Here is a 17,974-nt window from a genome sequence, read left to right as displayed (position 1 = left end):
CGGCGCCTGCCCGTCCCCGACCGGACGATCTCGGCAGGCGCCGTGGCGCGTCCCGGGGACGGGCGCAGGCTCTCACCCCGTCAGCGCGGATGTCTTGAGCACCACCAGCAGCACCAGCACGGCGAGCAGCACCACACCCGCGGCGGCCTGGATCGTCGTACGCCGATTCGCCGGGGCGTACGCGTACGCGACCGTGACGATGCCGCCCGTCAGCAGCCCGCCCAAGTGGCCCTGCCACGAGGTGAATCCGGCCGAGATCAGCATCCAGATCAGGAACCCGGCCATGAACCGGTTCACCGCCTGCATATCGCGTCCGAGGCGCCGGTTGATGACGTAGAACGCCGCACCGAGACCGAAGATCGCACCCGAGGCACCCACCGTGCCGTCGAACGGCGCGATCAGATACACCAGGACCGAACCGCCCAGCGCGGACAGCAGATACAGCGCGAGGTAGCGGGCCCGGCCCAGCTGCTCCTCGACGACCCGGCCCAGATTCCACAGCGCGTACATGTTGAAGAGGATGTGCAGTACTCCGAACGGCAGCGAGCCGAAGGACGACCCGTCCGGCGGGAGATGCAGGAAGGCCCCGGTCAGCAGCCGGTACCACTCGCCGTCCACCACGCCGATCACATCGAAGCCGGGGAAGTCCCCGGCCTCGTAGACGTACTGGTCTCCGTCCGGGCCGTTCAGCCCCGCACCGAGCATCGCGAACCGGTCGACGATCCCCGGGCGGACCAACTCGCCCAGATACGCCAGGATGTTCAGGCCCATCAGTACATACGTGACGAGCGGCACCGCGGTCCTCGACACCGCACCGCCGAACACCGTGCGCGCCTGCCGGACCGAACGCTGCCCCTCCTTCACGCACTCCACGCAGTGGTGACCGACAGCGGCCTCACGCATGCAGTCGGGGCAGATGAACCGTTCACAGCGGGTGCAGCTCACATACGTCTCGTACGACGGATGGCGAAAGCAGGTGGTGACCGCGGCCTCCACGGCAGGCTCCTTCACGGGTGGGCGGACACGAGCGGCCGGTGGGGACGGCGGCGATCAAGATAGCGAACACCGCCGCCCCGGGCATATCCGGGTGCCTTACGCTCAGGGTTCTGACACGTCGAGGATCGGAGAATCCGCATGGCCGGCTCGTCCGCCGCAACAGGTCCGGCCATCAGCCTCCGCAAGATCGAGGAGACCGCACCCGCGCTGGTCAGCCTCTACAAGAGTGCTTCCGTCCCGCTGACGAAGCACGGCTTGGGCGGGGAGCGCGCAGCGGTATATCTGGTGCTCGACTACTCCGGCTCCATGAAGGAGTACTACACGGACGGCAGCGTCCAGGCCCTGGCCGACCGGGTGCTGGGTCTTTCGGCACATCTGGACGACGACGGCCGCGTACCGGTCGTCTTCTTCTCCACCGATGTCGACGCCGTCACCGACATTGCCCTGGACACCCACCGCGGCCGGATCGACGAGATCGTGGCGGGCCTGGGGCACATGGGGAAGACCAGCTACCACCTGGCCATGGACGCCGTCATCGACCACTACATCGACAGCGGCTCGACCGCCCCCGCGCTCGTCGTCTTCCAGACGGACGGCGGCCCGATCAGCAAGCACGCGGCGGAACGCTATCTGTGCAAGGCGGCGAAACTGCCACTGTTCTGGCAGTTCATCGGCTTCGGCAACAAGCGGAGTACGCAGTTCGACTTCCTGCACAGGCTCGACGAACTGGCCGTGCCCGCCAAGCGCCCCATAGACAACGCCGGCTTCTTCCACGCCGGACTCGACCCGCGCAAGGTCCCGGACGCCGAACTGTACGACCGGCTGGTCGCCGAATTCCCGCAGTGGCTGGCTGCGGCCCGGGCACAGGGGATCGTCAAGTGACGGCCCGGGTGCTGCGGGCGGCCGACCGCACGGCCACGCCCTGGAAGAACGGCGGGGGAGTCACCCGCGAGATCGCGGCGTCCCCCGAGGGCGCGCCGCTGGACGCCTTCGACTGGCGGGTCAGCCTCGCCGATGTGTCCCGGGACGGGCCGTTCTCCTCGTTCCCCGGGGTCGACCGCACACTGACCGTGGTCGAGGGTGCCGGGATGGACCTCATGGTGGGCGGCGAGCACCACATCGTCGACGAGCAGTACTGGCCGCACGACTTCCCCGGTGACCTGGAGACGGAGGGCCGGCTGCTCGGTGGCCCGGTCGTGAACTTCAATGTGATGTACCGCAGGGAGCGTACGAGCGCGGAGGTCGCGGTGGTACGCGGCACCGTCCGGCTGTCGGTGCCTCAGGGCGGGACGGTTCTGGCCGTCGCGCTGGAGGACGGTGCGGTGGTCGACGGCCAGGACATCGAACTTGACCGCTACGACGCGTTGCTGGCGCAGGGTGAATCGCCGGGAGCGCTGCGGACGCTGGGTTGGGCGCTGGTGGTCACCCTGTCGAGCAGATGAGCAGGTACAGGCCGGGAAATCCAGACAGAAGATGTCGGGATTCCAGGCTTTCATGGCCTCATGACATCGAGTTCCTGGGAAGAGTTCCGGTCGGCGCAGCCGGCCTTCGCCGACGCCGTTCAGGCCCGTTTCGGGCAGTACAAGCACCATGTCCTGGCGACCCTGCGCAAGGACGGATCGCCGCGCGTGACCGGCCTCGAAGTGGATTTCCGGCTGGGTGAGCCGTTCCTCGGCATGATGCCCAACTCGCGCAAGGCGCTGGACCTGCTGCGCGATCCACGCTTCGCGGTGCAGGCCAATCCGGGACCGGACGCCGAGATGGCGGACGGCGACGTCCGGGTCTCCGGCCGGGCCGTGGAGGTGACCGACCCCGCTGTGCTGGCCCGCTTCATCGAGGAGGTGAAGCCGCCGGAACCTTTCCACCTCTTCCGGGTGGAGCTGACCGAGGTGGTACGCACCGGTCTCGAAGGCGGCGACACCCTGGTCATCCAGGTATGGCGCCCCGGTCACCCGCTGCGCACCTTCCGAAGGGGCAACGACGACGGCTCACTGAGCGAAATCCTCTGACATGGGGGGCCGGGCGGCAGACGCGGCCGGCCCGTCGGCGAGCGCCCGCGCCCGGCACGCCCCCGGCGTCGCCCACGCGTCCCGCAGCGGTCGCGCCTTCCGCAGCCACAGCGACAGATCCAGCTCCTGCGTGTATCCCACCGCACCGTGCAACTGCAGTGCCGCCCGCGCCGCCGCGTACCCCGCCTCGCCCGCCGTCACCTTGGCCGCCGCCACCCCCGCACCGGCGTCCGGCGCATCCCCGGCGAGCGCGAGCGCCGCCCCGTACAGCAACGGGCGGGCGAACTCCAGCCCGATCAGCGTGTCCGCGAGCCGGTGCTTGACCGCCTGGAAGGAGCCGATCGCCGTACCGAACTGGGTGCGCTGCTTCACATACGCGACCGTGGCCCGCAGCAGCGCCTCGCCCGTGCCGAGCGCCTGCGCGGCCGTGGCGAACGCCGCCCACCGAGCAGCCCGCCCCGCGGCCTGCGCCACCCGGGGCCCGGATGCGAGCAGCTCCCCGCCCGGCCCGGGGCGCCACAGCCGCCGGGCCGGGTCGGACGACGCGCTGAGCGCGCCGGGCCCGGGTGCGAGCCGCAGCTCGTCGCCGGTCACAGTGAACACCGCGTCCACGGCATCCGCGTCCAGCGCATACGGCCCGTACCCGTCCATCCGGAGCGTCGCCGATGCCGCACCGGACGCCAGCCGCGGCAGCCACTCCTTGGCCGCCGCGCCGCCCACACCCCCCAGCAGCACCCCGGCCGCAACCGTCTCCACGACCGGCCCCGGCACCGCGTGCCGCCCCAACTCGGTGAAGGCGACCGCGAGTTCGACCGGCAGTGGTCCGACGCCCTCGTACGCCTCCGGTACCGCCAGGGCGAACACCCCCGCCTGTGCCAGCCGTGCCCACAGGGCCCTGCCCGGTCCGTGGTTCCCGGCGGCCCAGGCGCGCACCACCGCAGGGGTGTCCGAGGCGGTCAGCATCGCGTCCAGCGAGCGGGCGAACTCCCGCTGCTCGTCGTCGAGGAGGAAACGCATCAGCGCCGTCCCTTCGGCAGGCCGAGCAGCCGCTCGGCGATGATGTCGCGCTGGATCTCGTTCGTACCGGCGTAGATGGGGCCCGCGAGGGAGAAGACGTACCCCTCGGCCCACTCGGACTCCGCCAGCTCCGCGTCCGGGCCCAGCAGATCGAGCGCCGTCTCGTGCAGAGCGATGTCGTACTCGGACCAGAACACCTTGTTCAGGCTGGACTCCGCGCTGATGTCCGCCCCCGCCGCGAAGCGTGAGGCGTTGGTGCAGGTGAAGAGCTGATACGCGCGCGCCCCGATCACCGCGTCCGCCACCCGGTCCCGCAGCGCCGTGTCGGACGGGTCGCCGTGAGTGCGCCACAGCTCGGCCAGCCGGTCCGCGGCGGCCAGGAAGCGGCCGGGGGAGCGGAGCGTCAGTCCGCGCTCGTTGCCCATTGTCGACATGGCGATACGCCAGCCCTGTCCGGGCTCCCCGATGATGTCCTCGTCCGGTACGAACACCTCGTCCAGGAACAGCTCGGCGAAGGCGGGCTTGCCGTCGAGTCGCCCGATCGGCCGGACCGAAACCCCCGGCGCCGACAGGTCGAACATCAGATACGTCAGCCCGTGGTGCGGCTTCGCGGCCTCGGGATCCGTACGGAAGATGCCGAACGCCCGGTCCGCGAACGCGGCCCGCGAGGACCAGGTCTTCTGCCCCGAGAGCAGCCAGCCGCCGTCCGTGCGCACCGCCCGTGAGCGCAGTGACGCCAGGTCCGATCCCGACTCCGGCTCGGACCAGGCCTGCGCCCAGATCACCTCCCCGCTCGCCATCGACGGCAGGACCCGGGCCCGTTGCTCCTTTGTGGCGTGGTCGAAGAGCGTCGGGGCGAGAAGGCTGATGCCGTTCTGCGAGACCCGGCCGGGGCCGCCCGCCGCGTAGTACTCCTCCTCGAATATCAGCCACCGGAAGATGTCGACGCCCCGGCCGCCGTACTCGGCCGGCCAGGAGACGACCGACCAGCGGTCCGCGTACAGCCGCGCCTCCCACTCCCGGTGCGCGGCGAAGCCCTCGGCGGTCTCCAGCGACGGCAGCGGCTCGGCGGGTACGTTGGCCCGCAGCCACTGCCGCGCCTCGGCCCGGAACTCCTCCTCCTCGGCCGTGTGCGACAGATCCATCACACACCCGCCTTCTTCATCGAGGCGATGTCCATGCCGCCGAGCGGGTCCGCCGCCGTCTCCGCGTTGTGCGCATGGGCGAGATGGTGCAGCCCGAAGACCGAGTCCATGCCGGCGTGCAGCCCCTGAAGGTCCTCGGCCTGGTTGACCGCACGCTTGGTGAGGGCCAGCCCCAGACGCGGCATCCCGGCGATCCGCAACGCCAATTCATGGGTACGTCCGGCGAGTTCGCCGCGCTCCACCACCTGGTTCACCATGCCGACCTCGTACGCCCGGCGGGCGCTCATCCGGTCGCCGGTGAACAGGAACTCCTTCGCGATCCGGGGCGGCATCACCCAGGGGTGTGCGAAGTACTCGACGCCGGGGATGCCCATCCGCACCACCGGATCGGCAAAGAAGGCGTCCTCGCTCGCCACGATCAGATCGCAGATCCAGGCGAGCATCAGCCCGCCGGCCACACACGCGCCCTGGACGCGGGCGACGACCGGCTTCGGCAGCTCGCGCCAGCGCCTGCACATGCCGAGATAGACCTCCGACTCACGGGCGAAGCGGCTCTCCGCGCCGGTCTTGTCGGAGTGGTCCCACCACAGACCGGCCCTGCGCTCGAAGGGCAGATGCGCATCGCGCCCGGGCGTGCCGATGTCATGGCCCGCCGAGAAGTGCTCCCCGGCGCCCGCCAGCACGACCACCTTGACCTCGCAGTCCTCGGCGGCCCGGTAGAACGCGGCGTCCAGGGCGTAGGTCATCGCCGAGTTCTGGGCGTTGCGGTAGCGCGGGCGGTTCAGCGTCACGTACGCGACCGGGCCCCGGCGCTCGTACAGCACGGGACCGGCCTGGAGGTCACCGGCGTCACCGGCAGATGTGTCGTGGGCATCGAGCATCGGCTCATCCTTCCCTAACAAGTGTTTGGTAGGTTAACGTACGAGCACGAGGACCGTCGAGGATCCGCGGGCCGAGACCGAGGAGGCGCGGGCGTGAGCGCACCGCAGTACGTACCCGGACACGGCCTGCTGGCCGGCCGCAGCGCCGTCGTCACCGCTGCCGCGGGCGCCGGAATCGGCGGCGCCACGGCCCGTAAATTCCTTGAGGAGGGCGCCCGCATCGTCATCGGCGACGCGCACGCCCGCCGGCTGAAGGAGACCGAGCAGGCGCTCGCCGAGGAGTTCGGCGCGGACCATGTCGCGTCACTGCCCTGCGACGTCACCGACGAGACCCAGGTCCAGGCACTCTTCGCGCTCGCCGAACAGACCCACGGCGGCCTCGACATCGTCGTCAACAACGCCGGCCTCGGCGGCACCGCCGAACTCACCGAGATGACCGACGAACAGTGGACCAAGGTCCTCGACGTCACCCTGAACGGCACCTTCCGCTGCACCCGGGCCGCCCTGCGCTCGCTCAGGGCGGCGGGCCGCGGCGGCATCGTCGTCAACAACGCCTCTGTCGTCGGCTGGCGCGCCCAGAGCGGCCAGGCCCACTACGCCGCCGCCAAGGCGGGCGTCATGGCGCTCACCCGGTGCGCCGCGATCGAGGCCGCCGAGTACGGCGTACGCGTCAACGCCGTCGCCCCCAGCCTCGCCATGCACCCGCACCTGGTGAAGGTCACCTCCGCCGAACTCCTCGACGAACTGACCGAGAAGGAGGCATTCGGCCGCTATGCCGAGCCGTGGGAGATCGCCAACGTCATCGTCTTCCTCGCCAGCGGCTACTCCTCCTACATGACGGGCGAGGTCGTCTCCGTCAGCAACCGGCATGCCTGACGGGAGGACGGCCGGGCGGAGAATGGGCGGGTGCCTACCAAGAAGAAGCCCCAGGTGACCCCCTCGCCCGAGCGTCGCCGCGAACTGCTCGCCACCGCCGCCGAGGTGTTCGCCGCGCAGGGATACAACGCCACCACCGTCCGCAAGATCGCGGACGCGGCCGGGATGCTCGCGGGCAGCCTCTACTACCACTTCGATTCCAAGGAATCGATGATCGACGAGATCCTCTCGACCTTCCTCACCGAACTCTGGGACGGGTACGACGCGGTGCTCGCCGCCGGACTCGGACCCCGGGAGACCATCGAGGCCCTCGTCACCGAGTCCTTCCGGGAGATCGACCGGCACCGCGCCGCCGTCGCCATCTACCAGAAGGAGTCCAAGCACCTGGCCACCCAGCCGCGCTTCCAGTACCTCGTCGACTCCCAGCAGAAGTTCGAGAAGGCCTGGCTCGGCACGCTGGAACGCGGCGTCGCCGACAAGACCTTCCGCGCCGACCTCGACATCCGCCTCACCTACCGCTTCGTCCGCGACACCGTCTGGGTCGCGGCGTCCTGGTACCGGCCGGGCGGACAGCACAGCCCCGAGGAGATCGCCCGCCAGTACCTCTCGATGGTTCTGGACGGCATCGCCCTCGACACCTGACCCCACCCGAGCTCACCGAGGAGCAGAAGTCATGGCCGAGGCATACATCGTCGAAGCGGTACGCACTCCGGTCGGCCGGCGCAAGGGAGGACTCGGCTCGGTCCACCCCGCCGACCTCGGCGCCCATGTCATCAAGGCCCTCGTCGAGCGGACCGGAATCGACCCGGCGGCCGTCGAGGACGTGGTCTTCGGCTGCCTCGACACCGTCGGACCGCAGGCCGGTGACATCGCCCGCACCTGCTGGCTGGCGGCCGGACTGCCCGAGGAGGTCCCCGGCGTCACCGTCGACCGGCAGTGCGGCTCCTCCCAGCAGGCCGTGCACTTCGCCGCCCAGGGCGTCCTGTCCGGCACTCAGGACCTCGTCGTCGCCGGCGGCACGCAGAACATGACGCAGATCCCGATCGCCTTCGCCTCCCGTCAGGCCGCCGAGCCCCTCGGCCTGACGGACGGCCCGTACGCGGGCAGCGAGGGCTGGCGCGCCCGGTACGGCGACGCACCGGTCAACCAGTTCCACGGCGCCCAGCTGATCGCCGAGAAGTGGGGCATCAGCCGCCAGGACATGGAGGAGTTCGCCCTCCGCTCCCACCGGTGTGCGATCCGCGCCATCAACGAGGGCCGCTTCGCGCGCGAGACCGTCGCCTACGGCGACGTCACCACCGACGAGGGGCCGCGCCGCGACACCACCCTGGAGAAGATGGCGGCCCTCAAGCCGGTCCTGGACGGCGGCACGATCACCGCCGCCTGTTCCTCGCAGGTCTCCGACGGGGCCGCTGCCATGCTCATCGCCTCCGAGCGCGCCGTGGCCGAGCACGGTCTCACCCCGCGCGCCCGCATCCACCACCTGTCGGTGCGTGGCGAGGACCCGATCCGCATGCTTTCGGCGCCGATCCCGGCCACCGCGCACGCGCTCAAAAAGAGCGGAATGACCATCGACGACATCGACCTGGTCGAGATCAACGAGGCATTCGCCCCGGTCGTCCTGGCCTGGCTGAAAGAAACCGGAGCGGATCCGGACAAGGTCAACGTCAACGGCGGCGCGATCGCCCTGGGCCACCCGCTCGGCGCAACCGGTACAAAATTGATGACGACGCTGCTGCACGAGCTGGAGCGCACCGGCGGCCGCTACGGGCTGCAGACCATGTGCGAGGGCGGCGGCCAGGCGAACGTGACCATCATCGAACGGCTCTGACCCCCGCCCCGGCCCACGACCGGCCACTGACCAGGTCACCGAACCGTTCCGACAGGGCTCCGGGAACAAGTTTCGGCAGAGTTCCGAGCTCGCTCCGGGCCAGTTACCCCAAGGGCCCGGGCAAAAAATCCGCCGGCTGGCGGCGCGGCGTGTTCCACCGCCGGTCGGCAGAACGTGCTACGGTTGCCGAGTTGCAGTTTTGGTACCCATGAACTTTATGTGCGCCTGACGGGAATGCTTCCTCAGGCGCATTATTGTTTTCCGGCTTTCTCCGGATGGGGCTCAATGCGGCGACTTGGAATTCGTAAAGTGCGGATTTCCGGCACTGCACCTCTTTTAGGAGAATGACATGGCTACTGGAACCGTGAAGTGGTTCAACTCGGAAAAGGGCTTCGGCTTCATCGAGCAGGACGGCGGCGGCGCCGACGTCTTCGCCCACTACTCCAACATCGCCACCTCGGGCTTCCGTGAGCTCCAGGAGGGCCAGAAGGTCTCCTTCGACGTCACGCAGGGCCAGAAGGGCCCGCAGGCGGAGAACATCGTCCCGGCCTAATTGCCGGACGCGTACCTCGCAGCCGGGGCCCGCACCGTGAAGGTGCGGGTCCCGGCTTGTGCTGTCCCCGGGACATGGCGAAGAAGCGCGCCGTCCCGCAGTGCTCCCCCCAGCAGTCCCACGCAGTTCCCAGGAATCCCTAGGAATCCTCAGGAATCCCCCAGGAGGGCAATTCCGTATGACCCGCTCCGAACGCCAGGACCGACCCGCCCGCAACCGCCCGTCGAGGGGGCGCGGCACGGCCCCGGCAAAGGCAACCGCTAAGGGTTCCGGCAAGGGATCCGGCAAGGCGTCGCCCCGTCGCAGGGCCACGCCGCCGCAGGGCGAATTCGCCCTGCCCGAAACCATGACCCCCGCACTGCCCGCCGTCGAGGCGTTCGCCGAGCTGGACATGCCCGCAGCCCTGCTGAAAACCCTTGCCGCGCAGGGCGTCACCGATCCGTTCCCGATCCAGGGCGCCACCCTGCCGAACTCGCTCGCCGGCCGGGACATCCTCGGCCGCGGCCGCACCGGCTCCGGCAAGACGCTCGCCTTCGGCCTCGCGCTGCTGGCCCGCACCGGCGGACGGCGCGCCGAGCCGCGCGCCCCGCTCGCACTGGTCCTCGTTCCGACCCGTGAGCTCGCCCAGCAGGTCACCGACGCGCTGACGCCGTACGCGACGTCCGTGAACCTGCGCCTGGCCACCGTCGTCGGCGGCATGTCGATCAGCAAACAGTCCGGCACGCTGCGCCGCGGCGCCGAGGTGCTCGTCGCCACGCCCGGACGGCTGAAGGACCTCATCGAGCGCGGCGACTGCCGCCTCGACCAGGTCGCCATCACCGTCCTCGACGAGGCCGACCAGATGGCGGACATGGGCTTCATGCCGCAGGTCGTCGCGTTGCTCAAGCAGGTCGAGCCGGACGGCCAGCGGATGCTCTTCTCCGCGACCCTGGACAAGAACATCGACCGGCTGGTCAAGATGTTCCTGACCGACCCGGTCGTGCATTCGGTCGACCCGTCCGCGGGTGCGGTCACCACCATGGAGCACCACGTGCTGCACGTGGCCGACGAGACCGACAAGAAGGCCGTCGCCACCAGGATCGCCGCCCGCGACGGCCGGGTGATCATGTTCGTGGACACCAAGCGTGCCGCCGACCGCTTCGCCAAACGGCTGCTCGCCAGCGGTGTACGGGCTGCCGCCCTGCACGGCGGGCGTTCGCAGCCGCAGCGCAACCGGACGCTGGACCAGTTCAAGAACGGCCAGGTCACCGCGCTCGTCGCGACGAATGTGGCGGCGCGCGGCATTCATGTCGACGACCTCGACCTGGTCGTGAACGTGGACCCGCCGACCGACCACAAGGACTACCTCCACCGCGGCGGGCGCACGGCGCGTGCCGGGGAGTCCGGCAGCGTCGTCACCCTGGTGCTGCCCGAGGAGAAGCGGGAGATGACCCGGCTGATGGCCGATGCGGGCATCGCTCCCCGGACCACCCGGATCAAGTCCAGCGACGAGGAACTCACCCGGATCACCGGGGCCCGTGAGCCGTCCGGCGTCGCGATCGTCATCGAGGTACCCCAGCCGACCCCGCCGAAGCCGCGCACGCGGTCGGGCGGGGCCGCGGCCGGTGGCGCGGGCTTCCGCTCGGGCAGCCGCGGCCGGGGCCGGCGCGGTGGTGCCGGGCAGGGCGGCGGCGGTGAGGGCCGGGGCACGGGGGGTTCCTCCGCCCGCGGCGGCGGTGCGGGTGGCTCGGCTCGTGGCGCTGGTTCCGGTGCCGGTGGTGGCCGTGGCGAGGCACGCGGGGCCGGGCGTTCCGGGGCCGGGGCCGGACGCGGTGGTGCGGCGGCGGGGCGTGGCCGCAGGGCCGCGTAGCGGTACGGGTGACGTGCGGTGACCGGATCCGTCCGGTCACCGCTCCGTCCTCAATCGCCGGACGGGCTCACGGCGCCCGACACCGCGCCCAGCGCCGCGCAGGCCTCCTCCATCACCCGCTCCACCAGCTCCGCGCAGCTGGGCAGGTCCTCGATCAGGCCCGCCACCTGGCCCGATGCCATCACGCCCAGATCCGTGCGGCCGTCGACCATGGACGCCTTCAGGAGCATCGGGGTGTTGGCGGCCAGCAGGACCTGGCTCCAGGACAGGTCCTTGCCGTGCTTCATCGCGAGACCGTCGCGCACCATCCGGGACCAGCCGGTCCCGGAGATCCGCTTGAATTCCGCCGCCCGGCGCACCGCCTGGGCCAGCGCCCGGATCCGGCCCGCGTTCTCCAGCGCGGCGACCATCTCCGTACGCAGCATCCGGTGCGGGAGCCCGTCCACCGCCGTGGTGACCGTTACGTCCTTGACGCCCGCCGCCAAATAACGGGCCTTCACCGCGTCCGGCACGGTCGAGTCCGACGTCAGCAGGAACCGCGTGCCCATCGCGATGCCCGCCGCCCCGTACGCCAGCGCAGCGACCAGGCCCCGGCCGTCGTGGAAGCCACCCGCCGCGATCACCGGGATGTCCACCGCATCGACAACCTGGGGCAGCAGCACGGTGGTTGCCACATCACCGGTGTGGCCGCCGCCCTCGCCGCCCTGCACGATCACCGCGTCCGCGCCCCACGCCGCGACCTTCTCGGCATGGCGCCGGGCACCTATCGACGGGATCACGACCACGCCCGCGTCCTTCAGCTCGGCGATGAGCTCCTTCGAAGGGGCCAGCGCGAAGGACGCCACCTTCACGCCCTCGTCGATGATGATCCGTACCCGCTCGCGCGCGTCACCGGCGTCGGCGCGCAGATTGACGCCGAACGGCTCGTCCGTACGGGATTTGACCTCCCGTACCGCTGCCAGCAGCTGCTCCACGGTCATCGTCGCGGAGGCCAGGATGCCGAGCGCGCCCGCGCGGGCCGTGGCGGAGACCAGGCGGGGGCCCGCGACCCAGCCCATGCCGGTCTGGACCACGGGGTGGCGGACGCCGACAAGATCCGTGAGCGCGGTCCGCATCAGACCCTGACCTCGCGGTTCCGGGTGCCCTTCGGGTCGATGACCTCGCGGATCAGGCCCAGCTCCTCGGCGGTCGGCTCCCGGGTGTACGGGACGTCGTCCGCGATTGTGAGCGCGAAGCCGGTGGCCTCGCGGATCTCGTCGGCGCTGACGCCGGGGTGCAGCGAGGCGAGACGCATCGAGCGGTCCGGGGTCGCGAAGTCGAGGACGCCGAGATCGGTGACGACGCGCGGGATGCGGTGGTAGCGGGTCGCCGACGGACCGGCCGCCGCGGCACTGTCGTAACCGACCCCGCAGATCATGTCGACGCGCTCGACGAAGACCCGGGGGGAGTGCTTGGGTACCCAGTAACTGACCGGGTTGTTCAGGGTGTTGACCGGGGCGCCGCGTACGCCGAGGAGCTGGCGGGTGGGCTGTTCCCAGTCGCCGATGCAGGAGATGTTCTGGTTGCCGAACCGGTCGATCTGGCTCGCCCCCATCATCACGTGACGCCTGCCGCCCGTGACCATGGTGAGGTGTTGGCGGTACGGCAGCCAGCCCTCCGTTGCGCCGTCCGGGCCGATGATCAGCGCCTCGCCGTCGGTGAGCAGCAGATCGGGCGAGAAGGTGCGTTTGGCGAGCCGGGCGCCGACGGACGGGATGAGTCCCATCGGGCTGGCGAGCACCTCCCCGTTGTCGCGCCAGGCATCGGCGCAGGCGATCACGCAGTACTCGGCCCGGGTCACGCTCCGGTTGCTCACTTCTGCTCCTCGTGCCAGGTCTGGACGGCCGACTGATAGCTCTTCTCGTCGCCCTGTGCGGGCAGGAAGCGGTCGCTGAAGGCCGCCCAGGCGTCGGGGTCGGCGGCCGCGATCGCGTACGCCTTCTGGAACGCCTCGTCGCGCGGGTGGTCGGGGACGCAGGAGGTGAAGTGCGCGCCGTTCGGGGTCTCGACGACGCCGGTGACGGAGTGCCGCTTGACAAGGAGGGTCTGCGGGGCCGCCTTCTCGGTCAACTCGGCAGCTTCCACCAGGCGTTCGCAGGAGACGTACGCGTTGTCGGCGGCCTCGCAGAACAGGTCGTCGAAGTACGGGTCGGGGCCGAGGTACTGGCCGTTGCCGAACCGGTCGGCGCGGTTCATGTGGACCAGCGCCGCGTCCATCCGCAGGGCGGGCATCGCGACGAACTCCTCGCCGTCCGCGTACGGCGAAGTGACCGTACGCAGGCCCGGGTTGACCCGCATCACGTCCGAACCGATACCGGCGCGGACGGGGAGGAACGGCAGCCGGTTCGCGGCGGCGTGCAGCCCCCACATGAACATGGCCTCGTCGACCTCCATCAGCTCGAACGCGCCGCGCTGGCGGGCCGCCCTGAAGTGGGGTTCGAGCGGGATCGAGTCGAGTGTGGCGAAGGCCGCGACCAGTTTGCGGATCTTGCCGGCGGCGGCGAGCAGGCCGACGTCGGGGCCGCCGTACGAGACCACGGTGAGATCGGTGATCCCGGAGCGGAGCAGCGCCCGGACCAGTGCCATCGGCTTTCGGCGGGAGCCCCAGCCGCCGATGCCGATCGTCATCCCGCTGCTGAGCCGGGAGACGACGTCCTGCGCTGTCATGGTCTTGTCGGTCCTGTCGGTCCTGTCGGCACCGATTCCGGTCACGGTCATGCCTCCTTGCCGAAGGTGTCGCGGACGCGGTCGGCGACACCGCTGAGATTGGCCTCGAAGGTGAAGCCCTGCTCGAAGCGGTAGCTGCGGCGTACGTCCACCGGGTCGATGCCGTTGATCGCGGCCTTCGCCAGCCGGATCAGATACCCGTCCTTACGGGCGATCTCGCCCGCCAACTCCATTGCTGCATCCATGAGGTCATCGCTCGGTACAACCTTCCAGACCGAGCCGTGGGCGTGGAGTTCTGCGGCGGTGGCGGTGCGTGAGGTGTAGTACAGCGCGCGCATCAGATGCTGCGGCACGAGCCGGGCGAGATGGGTTGCGGCGCCGAGCGCGCCCCGGTCCAGCTCGGGCAGGCCGAATGTCGCATCGTCGCTCGCCACGATCGCGTCCGCGTTGCCGACGAGGCCGATGCCGCCACCGAGGCAGAAGCCGTTCACCGCGGCGACGACCGGGACCTCGCACTCGTACACGGCCGAAAACGCCTCGTAACAGCCGCGATTGGCGCCGATCAGGGCGGCGTGACCGGTGTCGCGCTGCATCTCCTTGATGTCGACGCCCGCGTTGAATCCACGCCCGGCGGCGGCCAGCACGACACAGCGGACCTCGGGATCGCGGCCCGCGGCACGGAGGGCGTCGGCGAGGTCGTACCAGCCCTGTACGGGGATCGCGTTGACGGGCGGGTAGTCGACCGTGACGAGGGAGATGCCCTTGCCGGGACTTGCGGTGGAGACACCCATGGGCGAATCAGCTACCTTTCCACCAAACATTTGTTAGGTGTGGAAGGTAGCAGCCTGCCCCCGCATCGCCAACAAGGAGATGTGTGATGACCGCAAGCAGCGACGGACGGGACAGGGGAAGTGAAAGGGGAAGCGGAGGGGGAAATGACGGAGGAAGCGTCGGTGGACTGTGCGACGGGCGCGTCGTGATCGTGACGGGTGCCGGGCGCGGGCTCGGCCGTGCCCATGCGCTCGCCTTCGCCGCCGAGGGGGCAAGGGTCGTGGTCAACGATCTCGGTGTCGGCCCGGACGGCGACGGAGGCTCGGCCGGTCCGGCCCGGCAGGTGGTCGACGAGATCGTGGCGGCGGGCGGCGAAGCGGTCGCCCACGGGGGCGACATCGCCACGACGGAGGGGGCGGCGTCGCTGATCACTGCCGCGCTGGAGACCTTCGGGCGGCTGGACACGCTGGTCAACAACGCCGGATTCCTGCGCGACCGGATGCTGGTGAATCTGGACGAGGACGACTGGGACGCGGTGATGCGGGTCCATCTGAAGGGCCACTTCCTGCCGCTGAAGCATGCCGCCGCGCACTGGCGGGCCGAGGTGAAGGCCGGCCGCGCGCCGGTGGCCCGGGTGGTCAACACAAGCTCCGGTGCGGGGCTGCTCGGGAGCGTCGGACAGGGCAATTACTCCGCCGCGAAGGCGGGCATCGTGGGCCTGACGCTCGTCGCGGCCGCGGAGATGGGACGGTACGGGGTCCAGGTCAACGCGATCGCCCCGGCGGCACGGACCCGGATGACCGAGCGGACGTTCGCGGAGACGATGGCGGCGCCGGGGGACGGGGAGTTCGACGCGATGGCCCCCGAGAACGTGTCCCCGCTGGTGGTGTGGCTCGGCTCGGCCGCGAGCGACGGGGTGACCGGGCAGGTCTTCGAGGCGGAGGCCGGCCGGATCACGGTCATGGAGGGCTGGCGTCCCGGTCCCACCGCGGACCGGGGGGCGCGGTGGGCGCCGGCGGAGGCGGGGGAAGCGGCACGGAAGCTGCTGGCGGAGGCGGAGCCGGCGCAGCCGGTGTACGGGGCGAAAACCAGCCGTCGGCGAGGCTGACTATTCATTCTCTCCGGCGTTCGAGGTGCGGGGGCTCGGGTGCGGAGCCCCCCGGGTTGCCTCAGGTGCTGCAGTCCAGGACCGTCCGGCACAACCCGCACCGGGCCCGTACCCGGCCGCGTACCGGAACGCGGATGCGCTGGTGGCAGGTGGGGCAGGCAAAGGAGACCCGGAGTCCTTGCGGGGCGTTCTCGAAGCTGTACGGGGCGTCGGGGCCCGGGGCTGCCCGCGCACCCGGATGGTCCTGGGCGTACCGCCGGTCCTTGGCGTAGCGGTGCCGGCCTGCCCAGCCGGCCGCCGCGAGGGGCGGCTGCCGGGTGTCGTGGAGGGCCTGGGCACGCCCCTTCGTGTACGCCGTGTACGCCTGCGGACTCGTGAACCACGGGGAGGGATCCTCATCGAAGGCGAACGCCCGCTTGGCGAGGACGTATCCGAACTCCTCCGGGGTGAGATAACCGAGCTTCTGGCTGGAGACGGCGTCCTCACGGAAGGCGTCCAGCAGCAGCCAGCCCGCACCCAGATACGTCGTCGCGGTGTCGGTGAGGATCTCGTTGTCGCGCGTACCGGGGAACTCCAGGCCGAGGCGGTGCAGCAGCACATGCATGACCTCGTGCGAGAGTGCGGCGCCGATGTCCCTGCGATGGGTGCGGAAGCGGTCGTTGAGTTCGATGAAGTACTCGGGCCCCGCGGCGAGTTCGACACCGGCGGCGTGTTCCATCGCCCGGAAGCCGACGATCATGCGGGCGTCCGGCAGGTGCAGATGCTGGACCACGGCCCGCGCCACCCGCTGGGCGCCGAGGTGCAGATCGTCCTGGTCGGAGAAAGCGGCGTCGGCGGGGGCCAGGCTCGTGGCGTAACCGCGGACACCGTCGTACGACAGCCTCCGGTACAGCGCCGTGATCGCGGACCGGACGGTGTCCAGATGAGGGAAGCCGTGGACGACCGGACTTCCGCCGCCCCGGCCGTGGTCCCGGTTGTTGTCCGTCACGTCCCCGCCCCCATTCGCGACGATCGACCGGCCTCCACTGTAGCCGCAGCGACGTGAGTGATCTTGGCCGAAAAGTGAACCTTGTGGGGCCCGTGATCATTTCTCGATAATCCGAATCATGTCCTTGTCGGGGGCATGACCAACGGGCTCTGCTGCCCGTGGCCAGAACCCCGGGCGAGGACACGTACCCCCACGTACAACCCCCCACAAGAACCCCCCACGAAAGAAGGCAGTCCGTTGAAGCAGCTTCTGCGCGCCGTGAAGAGATGCTCCGTCATAGCCGCCGTGGTCCTCGCGGCCGTCAGCCTCCAGCCCGCCGGAGCGTCGGCGGCCCCCACCCCGGTCGTCGGCGGAACCCGCGCCGCCCAAGGTGAATTCCCGTTCATGGTCCGGCTGTCGATGGGCTGTGGCGGCGCTCTCTACGCCAAGGACATCGTCCTCACCGCCGCGCACTGTGTGGACGGTTCGGGCAACAACACCTCCATCACCGCCACCGCGGGCGTCGTCGACCTCCAGTCGTCCAGCGCGATCAAGGTCAAGTCCACCAAGGTCCTCCAGGCCCCCGGCTACAACGGCCAGGGCAAGGACTGGGCACTGATCAAGCTCGCCAAGCCCATCGACCTGCCCACCCTGAAGATCGCCACCAACACCACGTACAACAACGGCACCTTCACCATCGCAGGCTGGGGCGCCGCCACCGAGGGCGGAAGCCAGCAGCGGTATCTGCTGAAGGCCGCCGTGCCGTTCGTCTCCGACGCAGACTGCCAGGGCGCATACGGCAGTGATCTCGTCCCCGGCGACGAGATCTGCGCCGGGCTGATCGACACGGGCGGCGTGGACACCTGTCAGGGCGACTCCGGCGGCCCCATGTTCCGCAAGGACAACGCCGGAGCCTGGATCCAGGTGGGCATCGTCAGCTGGGGCCAGGGCTGCGCCGAGCCCGGTTACCCGGGTGTGTACAGCGAGGTCTCGACGTTCGCCGCCAACATCGCCTCCGCGGCGGCCACGCTCTGACGCCCCGGCCGGCCCCACCGCATCAGCTCTGAGCACCCCCGGGGGGGGGGGGGGGGGGGGGGGGCGCCCCGCCCCCCCCCCCCCCCCCCCCCCCCCCCCCCTCCCCCCCCCCCCCACCCCCCCCCCCCCCCCCCCCGCGGCCGCCGACCTGCTCCAAGCGGCACGGAACACCGAGCCCGGGACTGTCATCCCTGGCACCGATCCTGCACTGCGCAGAGCTGTTGCCCCGA

At 70.5% G+C, this 17,974-nt stretch carries 19 protein-coding genes; 10 read left to right on the top strand and 9 right to left on the bottom strand.

Going from position 1 to position 17,974, the window contains the following annotated elements; translation table 11 throughout:
- Positions 1-72: 72 nt before the first annotated feature.
- Positions 73-996: a rhomboid family intramembrane serine protease gene (locus ACZ7IB_RS24660; protein WP_470915708.1), complete on the bottom strand. Its 924-nt coding sequence runs from the start codon at positions 994-996 to the stop codon at positions 73-75.
- Between the two features lie 138 nt (positions 997-1,134).
- On the opposite strand from ACZ7IB_RS24660, the gene ACZ7IB_RS24655 reads away from it, so the two are divergent.
- From ACZ7IB_RS24655 to ACZ7IB_RS24645, 3 genes are read left to right on the top strand one after another with little or no spacing between them, the layout of a single operon-like run.
- Complete coding sequence (locus tag ACZ7IB_RS24655; RefSeq protein ID WP_470915705.1) at positions 1,135-1,878, top strand: vWA domain-containing protein; 744 nt, start codon at positions 1,135-1,137, stop codon at positions 1,876-1,878.
- Positions 1,875-2,438 carry a HutD/Ves family protein gene (locus tag ACZ7IB_RS24650; RefSeq protein ID WP_470915703.1) on the top strand — a complete coding sequence of 188 codons (564 nt, stop codon included), beginning with the start codon at positions 1,875-1,877 and terminating at the stop codon, positions 2,436-2,438. Before ACZ7IB_RS24655 ends, ACZ7IB_RS24650 begins: the two co-directional genes overlap by 4 nt.
- Before the next feature lie 60 nt (positions 2,439-2,498).
- Positions 2,499-3,005 (top strand): pyridoxamine 5'-phosphate oxidase family protein, encoded by a 507-nt coding sequence (locus ACZ7IB_RS24645; protein WP_470915701.1) that lies wholly within the window; start codon positions 2,499-2,501, stop codon positions 3,003-3,005.
- Here the strand turns inward: ACZ7IB_RS24645 and ACZ7IB_RS24640 are convergent.
- Genes ACZ7IB_RS24640 through ACZ7IB_RS24630 form a run of 3 tightly spaced genes read right to left on the bottom strand, consistent with a single transcriptional unit; the run spans position 2,985 to position 6,048 of the window.
- Positions 2,985-4,022 carry an acyl-CoA dehydrogenase family protein gene (locus ACZ7IB_RS24640; RefSeq protein WP_470915698.1) on the bottom strand — a complete coding sequence of 346 codons (1,038 nt, stop codon included), beginning with the start codon at positions 4,020-4,022 and terminating at the stop codon, positions 2,985-2,987. The genes ACZ7IB_RS24645 and ACZ7IB_RS24640 overlap by 21 nt on opposite strands.
- A complete protein-coding gene (locus tag ACZ7IB_RS24635) occupies positions 4,022-5,167 on the bottom strand; it encodes an acyl-CoA dehydrogenase family protein (protein WP_470915696.1) in 1,146 nt (381 codons plus the stop codon). The genes ACZ7IB_RS24640 and ACZ7IB_RS24635 overlap by 1 nt, the downstream gene beginning before the upstream one ends.
- Positions 5,167-6,048: an enoyl-CoA hydratase gene (locus ACZ7IB_RS24630; RefSeq protein WP_470915694.1), complete on the bottom strand. Its 882-nt coding sequence runs from the start codon at positions 6,046-6,048 to the stop codon at positions 5,167-5,169. Before ACZ7IB_RS24630 ends, ACZ7IB_RS24635 begins: the two co-directional genes overlap by 1 nt.
- Positions 6,049-6,141: 93 nt before the next feature.
- Between ACZ7IB_RS24630 and ACZ7IB_RS24625 the strand changes: the two genes are divergently transcribed.
- From ACZ7IB_RS24625 to ACZ7IB_RS24605, 5 genes are all read left to right on the top strand, one after another.
- Positions 6,142-6,924: an SDR family oxidoreductase gene (locus tag ACZ7IB_RS24625; protein ID WP_470915692.1), complete on the top strand. Its 783-nt coding sequence runs from the start codon at positions 6,142-6,144 to the stop codon at positions 6,922-6,924.
- Positions 6,925-6,954: 30 nt separating this feature from the next.
- The gene (locus ACZ7IB_RS24620; RefSeq protein WP_176740119.1) at positions 6,955-7,566 is read left to right on the top strand and encodes a TetR/AcrR family transcriptional regulator; all 612 of its coding nucleotides are present in this window, start codon (positions 6,955-6,957) and stop codon (positions 7,564-7,566) included.
- Positions 7,567-7,597: 31 nt separating this feature from the next.
- Entirely contained in the window at positions 7,598-8,755 is a 1,158-nt protein-coding gene (locus ACZ7IB_RS24615; RefSeq protein WP_470915690.1) for an acetyl-CoA C-acetyltransferase, read from the top strand.
- 349 nt (positions 8,756-9,104) lie between these two features.
- Entirely contained in the window at positions 9,105-9,308 is a 204-nt protein-coding gene (locus tag ACZ7IB_RS24610; protein WP_003969786.1) for a cold-shock protein, read from the top strand.
- A 178-nt stretch (positions 9,309-9,486) separates the two neighbouring features.
- On the top strand, positions 9,487-11,157 hold the full coding sequence (locus ACZ7IB_RS24605) for a DEAD/DEAH box helicase (RefSeq protein WP_470915688.1): 1,671 nt from the start codon (positions 9,487-9,489) through the stop codon (positions 11,155-11,157).
- A gap of 50 nt (positions 11,158-11,207) precedes the next feature.
- Here the strand turns inward: ACZ7IB_RS24605 and ACZ7IB_RS24600 are convergent, their stop codons facing one another.
- From ACZ7IB_RS24600 to ACZ7IB_RS24585, 4 genes are read right to left on the bottom strand one after another with little or no spacing between them, the layout of a single operon-like run.
- Entirely contained in the window at positions 11,208-12,272 is a 1,065-nt protein-coding gene (locus tag ACZ7IB_RS24600) for an NAD(P)H-dependent flavin oxidoreductase (protein WP_470915685.1), read from the bottom strand.
- Entirely contained in the window at positions 12,272-13,012 is a 741-nt protein-coding gene (locus ACZ7IB_RS24595) for a CoA-transferase subunit beta (protein ID WP_470915684.1), read from the bottom strand. The genes ACZ7IB_RS24600 and ACZ7IB_RS24595 overlap by 1 nt, the downstream gene beginning before the upstream one ends.
- Entirely contained in the window at positions 13,009-13,863 is an 855-nt protein-coding gene (locus ACZ7IB_RS24590; protein ID WP_470915984.1) for a CoA transferase subunit A, read from the bottom strand. Before ACZ7IB_RS24590 ends, ACZ7IB_RS24595 begins: the two co-directional genes overlap by 4 nt.
- Before the next feature lie 47 nt (positions 13,864-13,910).
- Positions 13,911-14,654: an enoyl-CoA hydratase family protein gene (locus tag ACZ7IB_RS24585; RefSeq protein WP_470915683.1), complete on the bottom strand. Its 744-nt coding sequence runs from the start codon at positions 14,652-14,654 to the stop codon at positions 13,911-13,913.
- A gap of 167 nt (positions 14,655-14,821) precedes the next feature.
- Here ACZ7IB_RS24585 and ACZ7IB_RS24580 point away from each other — a divergent pair, with 167 nt between their 5' ends.
- Positions 14,822-15,742 carry an SDR family oxidoreductase gene (locus tag ACZ7IB_RS24580; protein WP_470915982.1) on the top strand — a complete coding sequence of 307 codons (921 nt, stop codon included), beginning with the start codon at positions 14,822-14,824 and terminating at the stop codon, positions 15,740-15,742.
- A 61-nt stretch (positions 15,743-15,803) separates the two neighbouring features.
- Here the strand turns inward: ACZ7IB_RS24580 and ACZ7IB_RS24575 are convergent, their stop codons facing one another.
- On the bottom strand, positions 15,804-16,730 hold the full coding sequence (locus tag ACZ7IB_RS24575; RefSeq protein WP_470915682.1) for a hypothetical protein: 927 nt from the start codon (positions 16,728-16,730) through the stop codon (positions 15,804-15,806).
- Between the two features lie 237 nt (positions 16,731-16,967).
- Here ACZ7IB_RS24575 and ACZ7IB_RS24570 point away from each other — a divergent pair, with 237 nt between their 5' ends.
- The gene (locus ACZ7IB_RS24570; protein WP_470915680.1) at positions 16,968-17,744 is read left to right on the top strand and encodes a S1 family peptidase; all 777 of its coding nucleotides are present in this window, start codon (positions 16,968-16,970) and stop codon (positions 17,742-17,744) included.
- Positions 17,745-17,974 lie beyond the last annotated feature (230 nt).

The sequence above is a fragment of the Streptomyces sp. NPDC037301 genome (assembly GCF_055602785.1).
The sequence above is the reverse complement of the archived record's forward strand: the minus strand, read 5'-3'. Positions and strand labels throughout refer to the sequence as shown.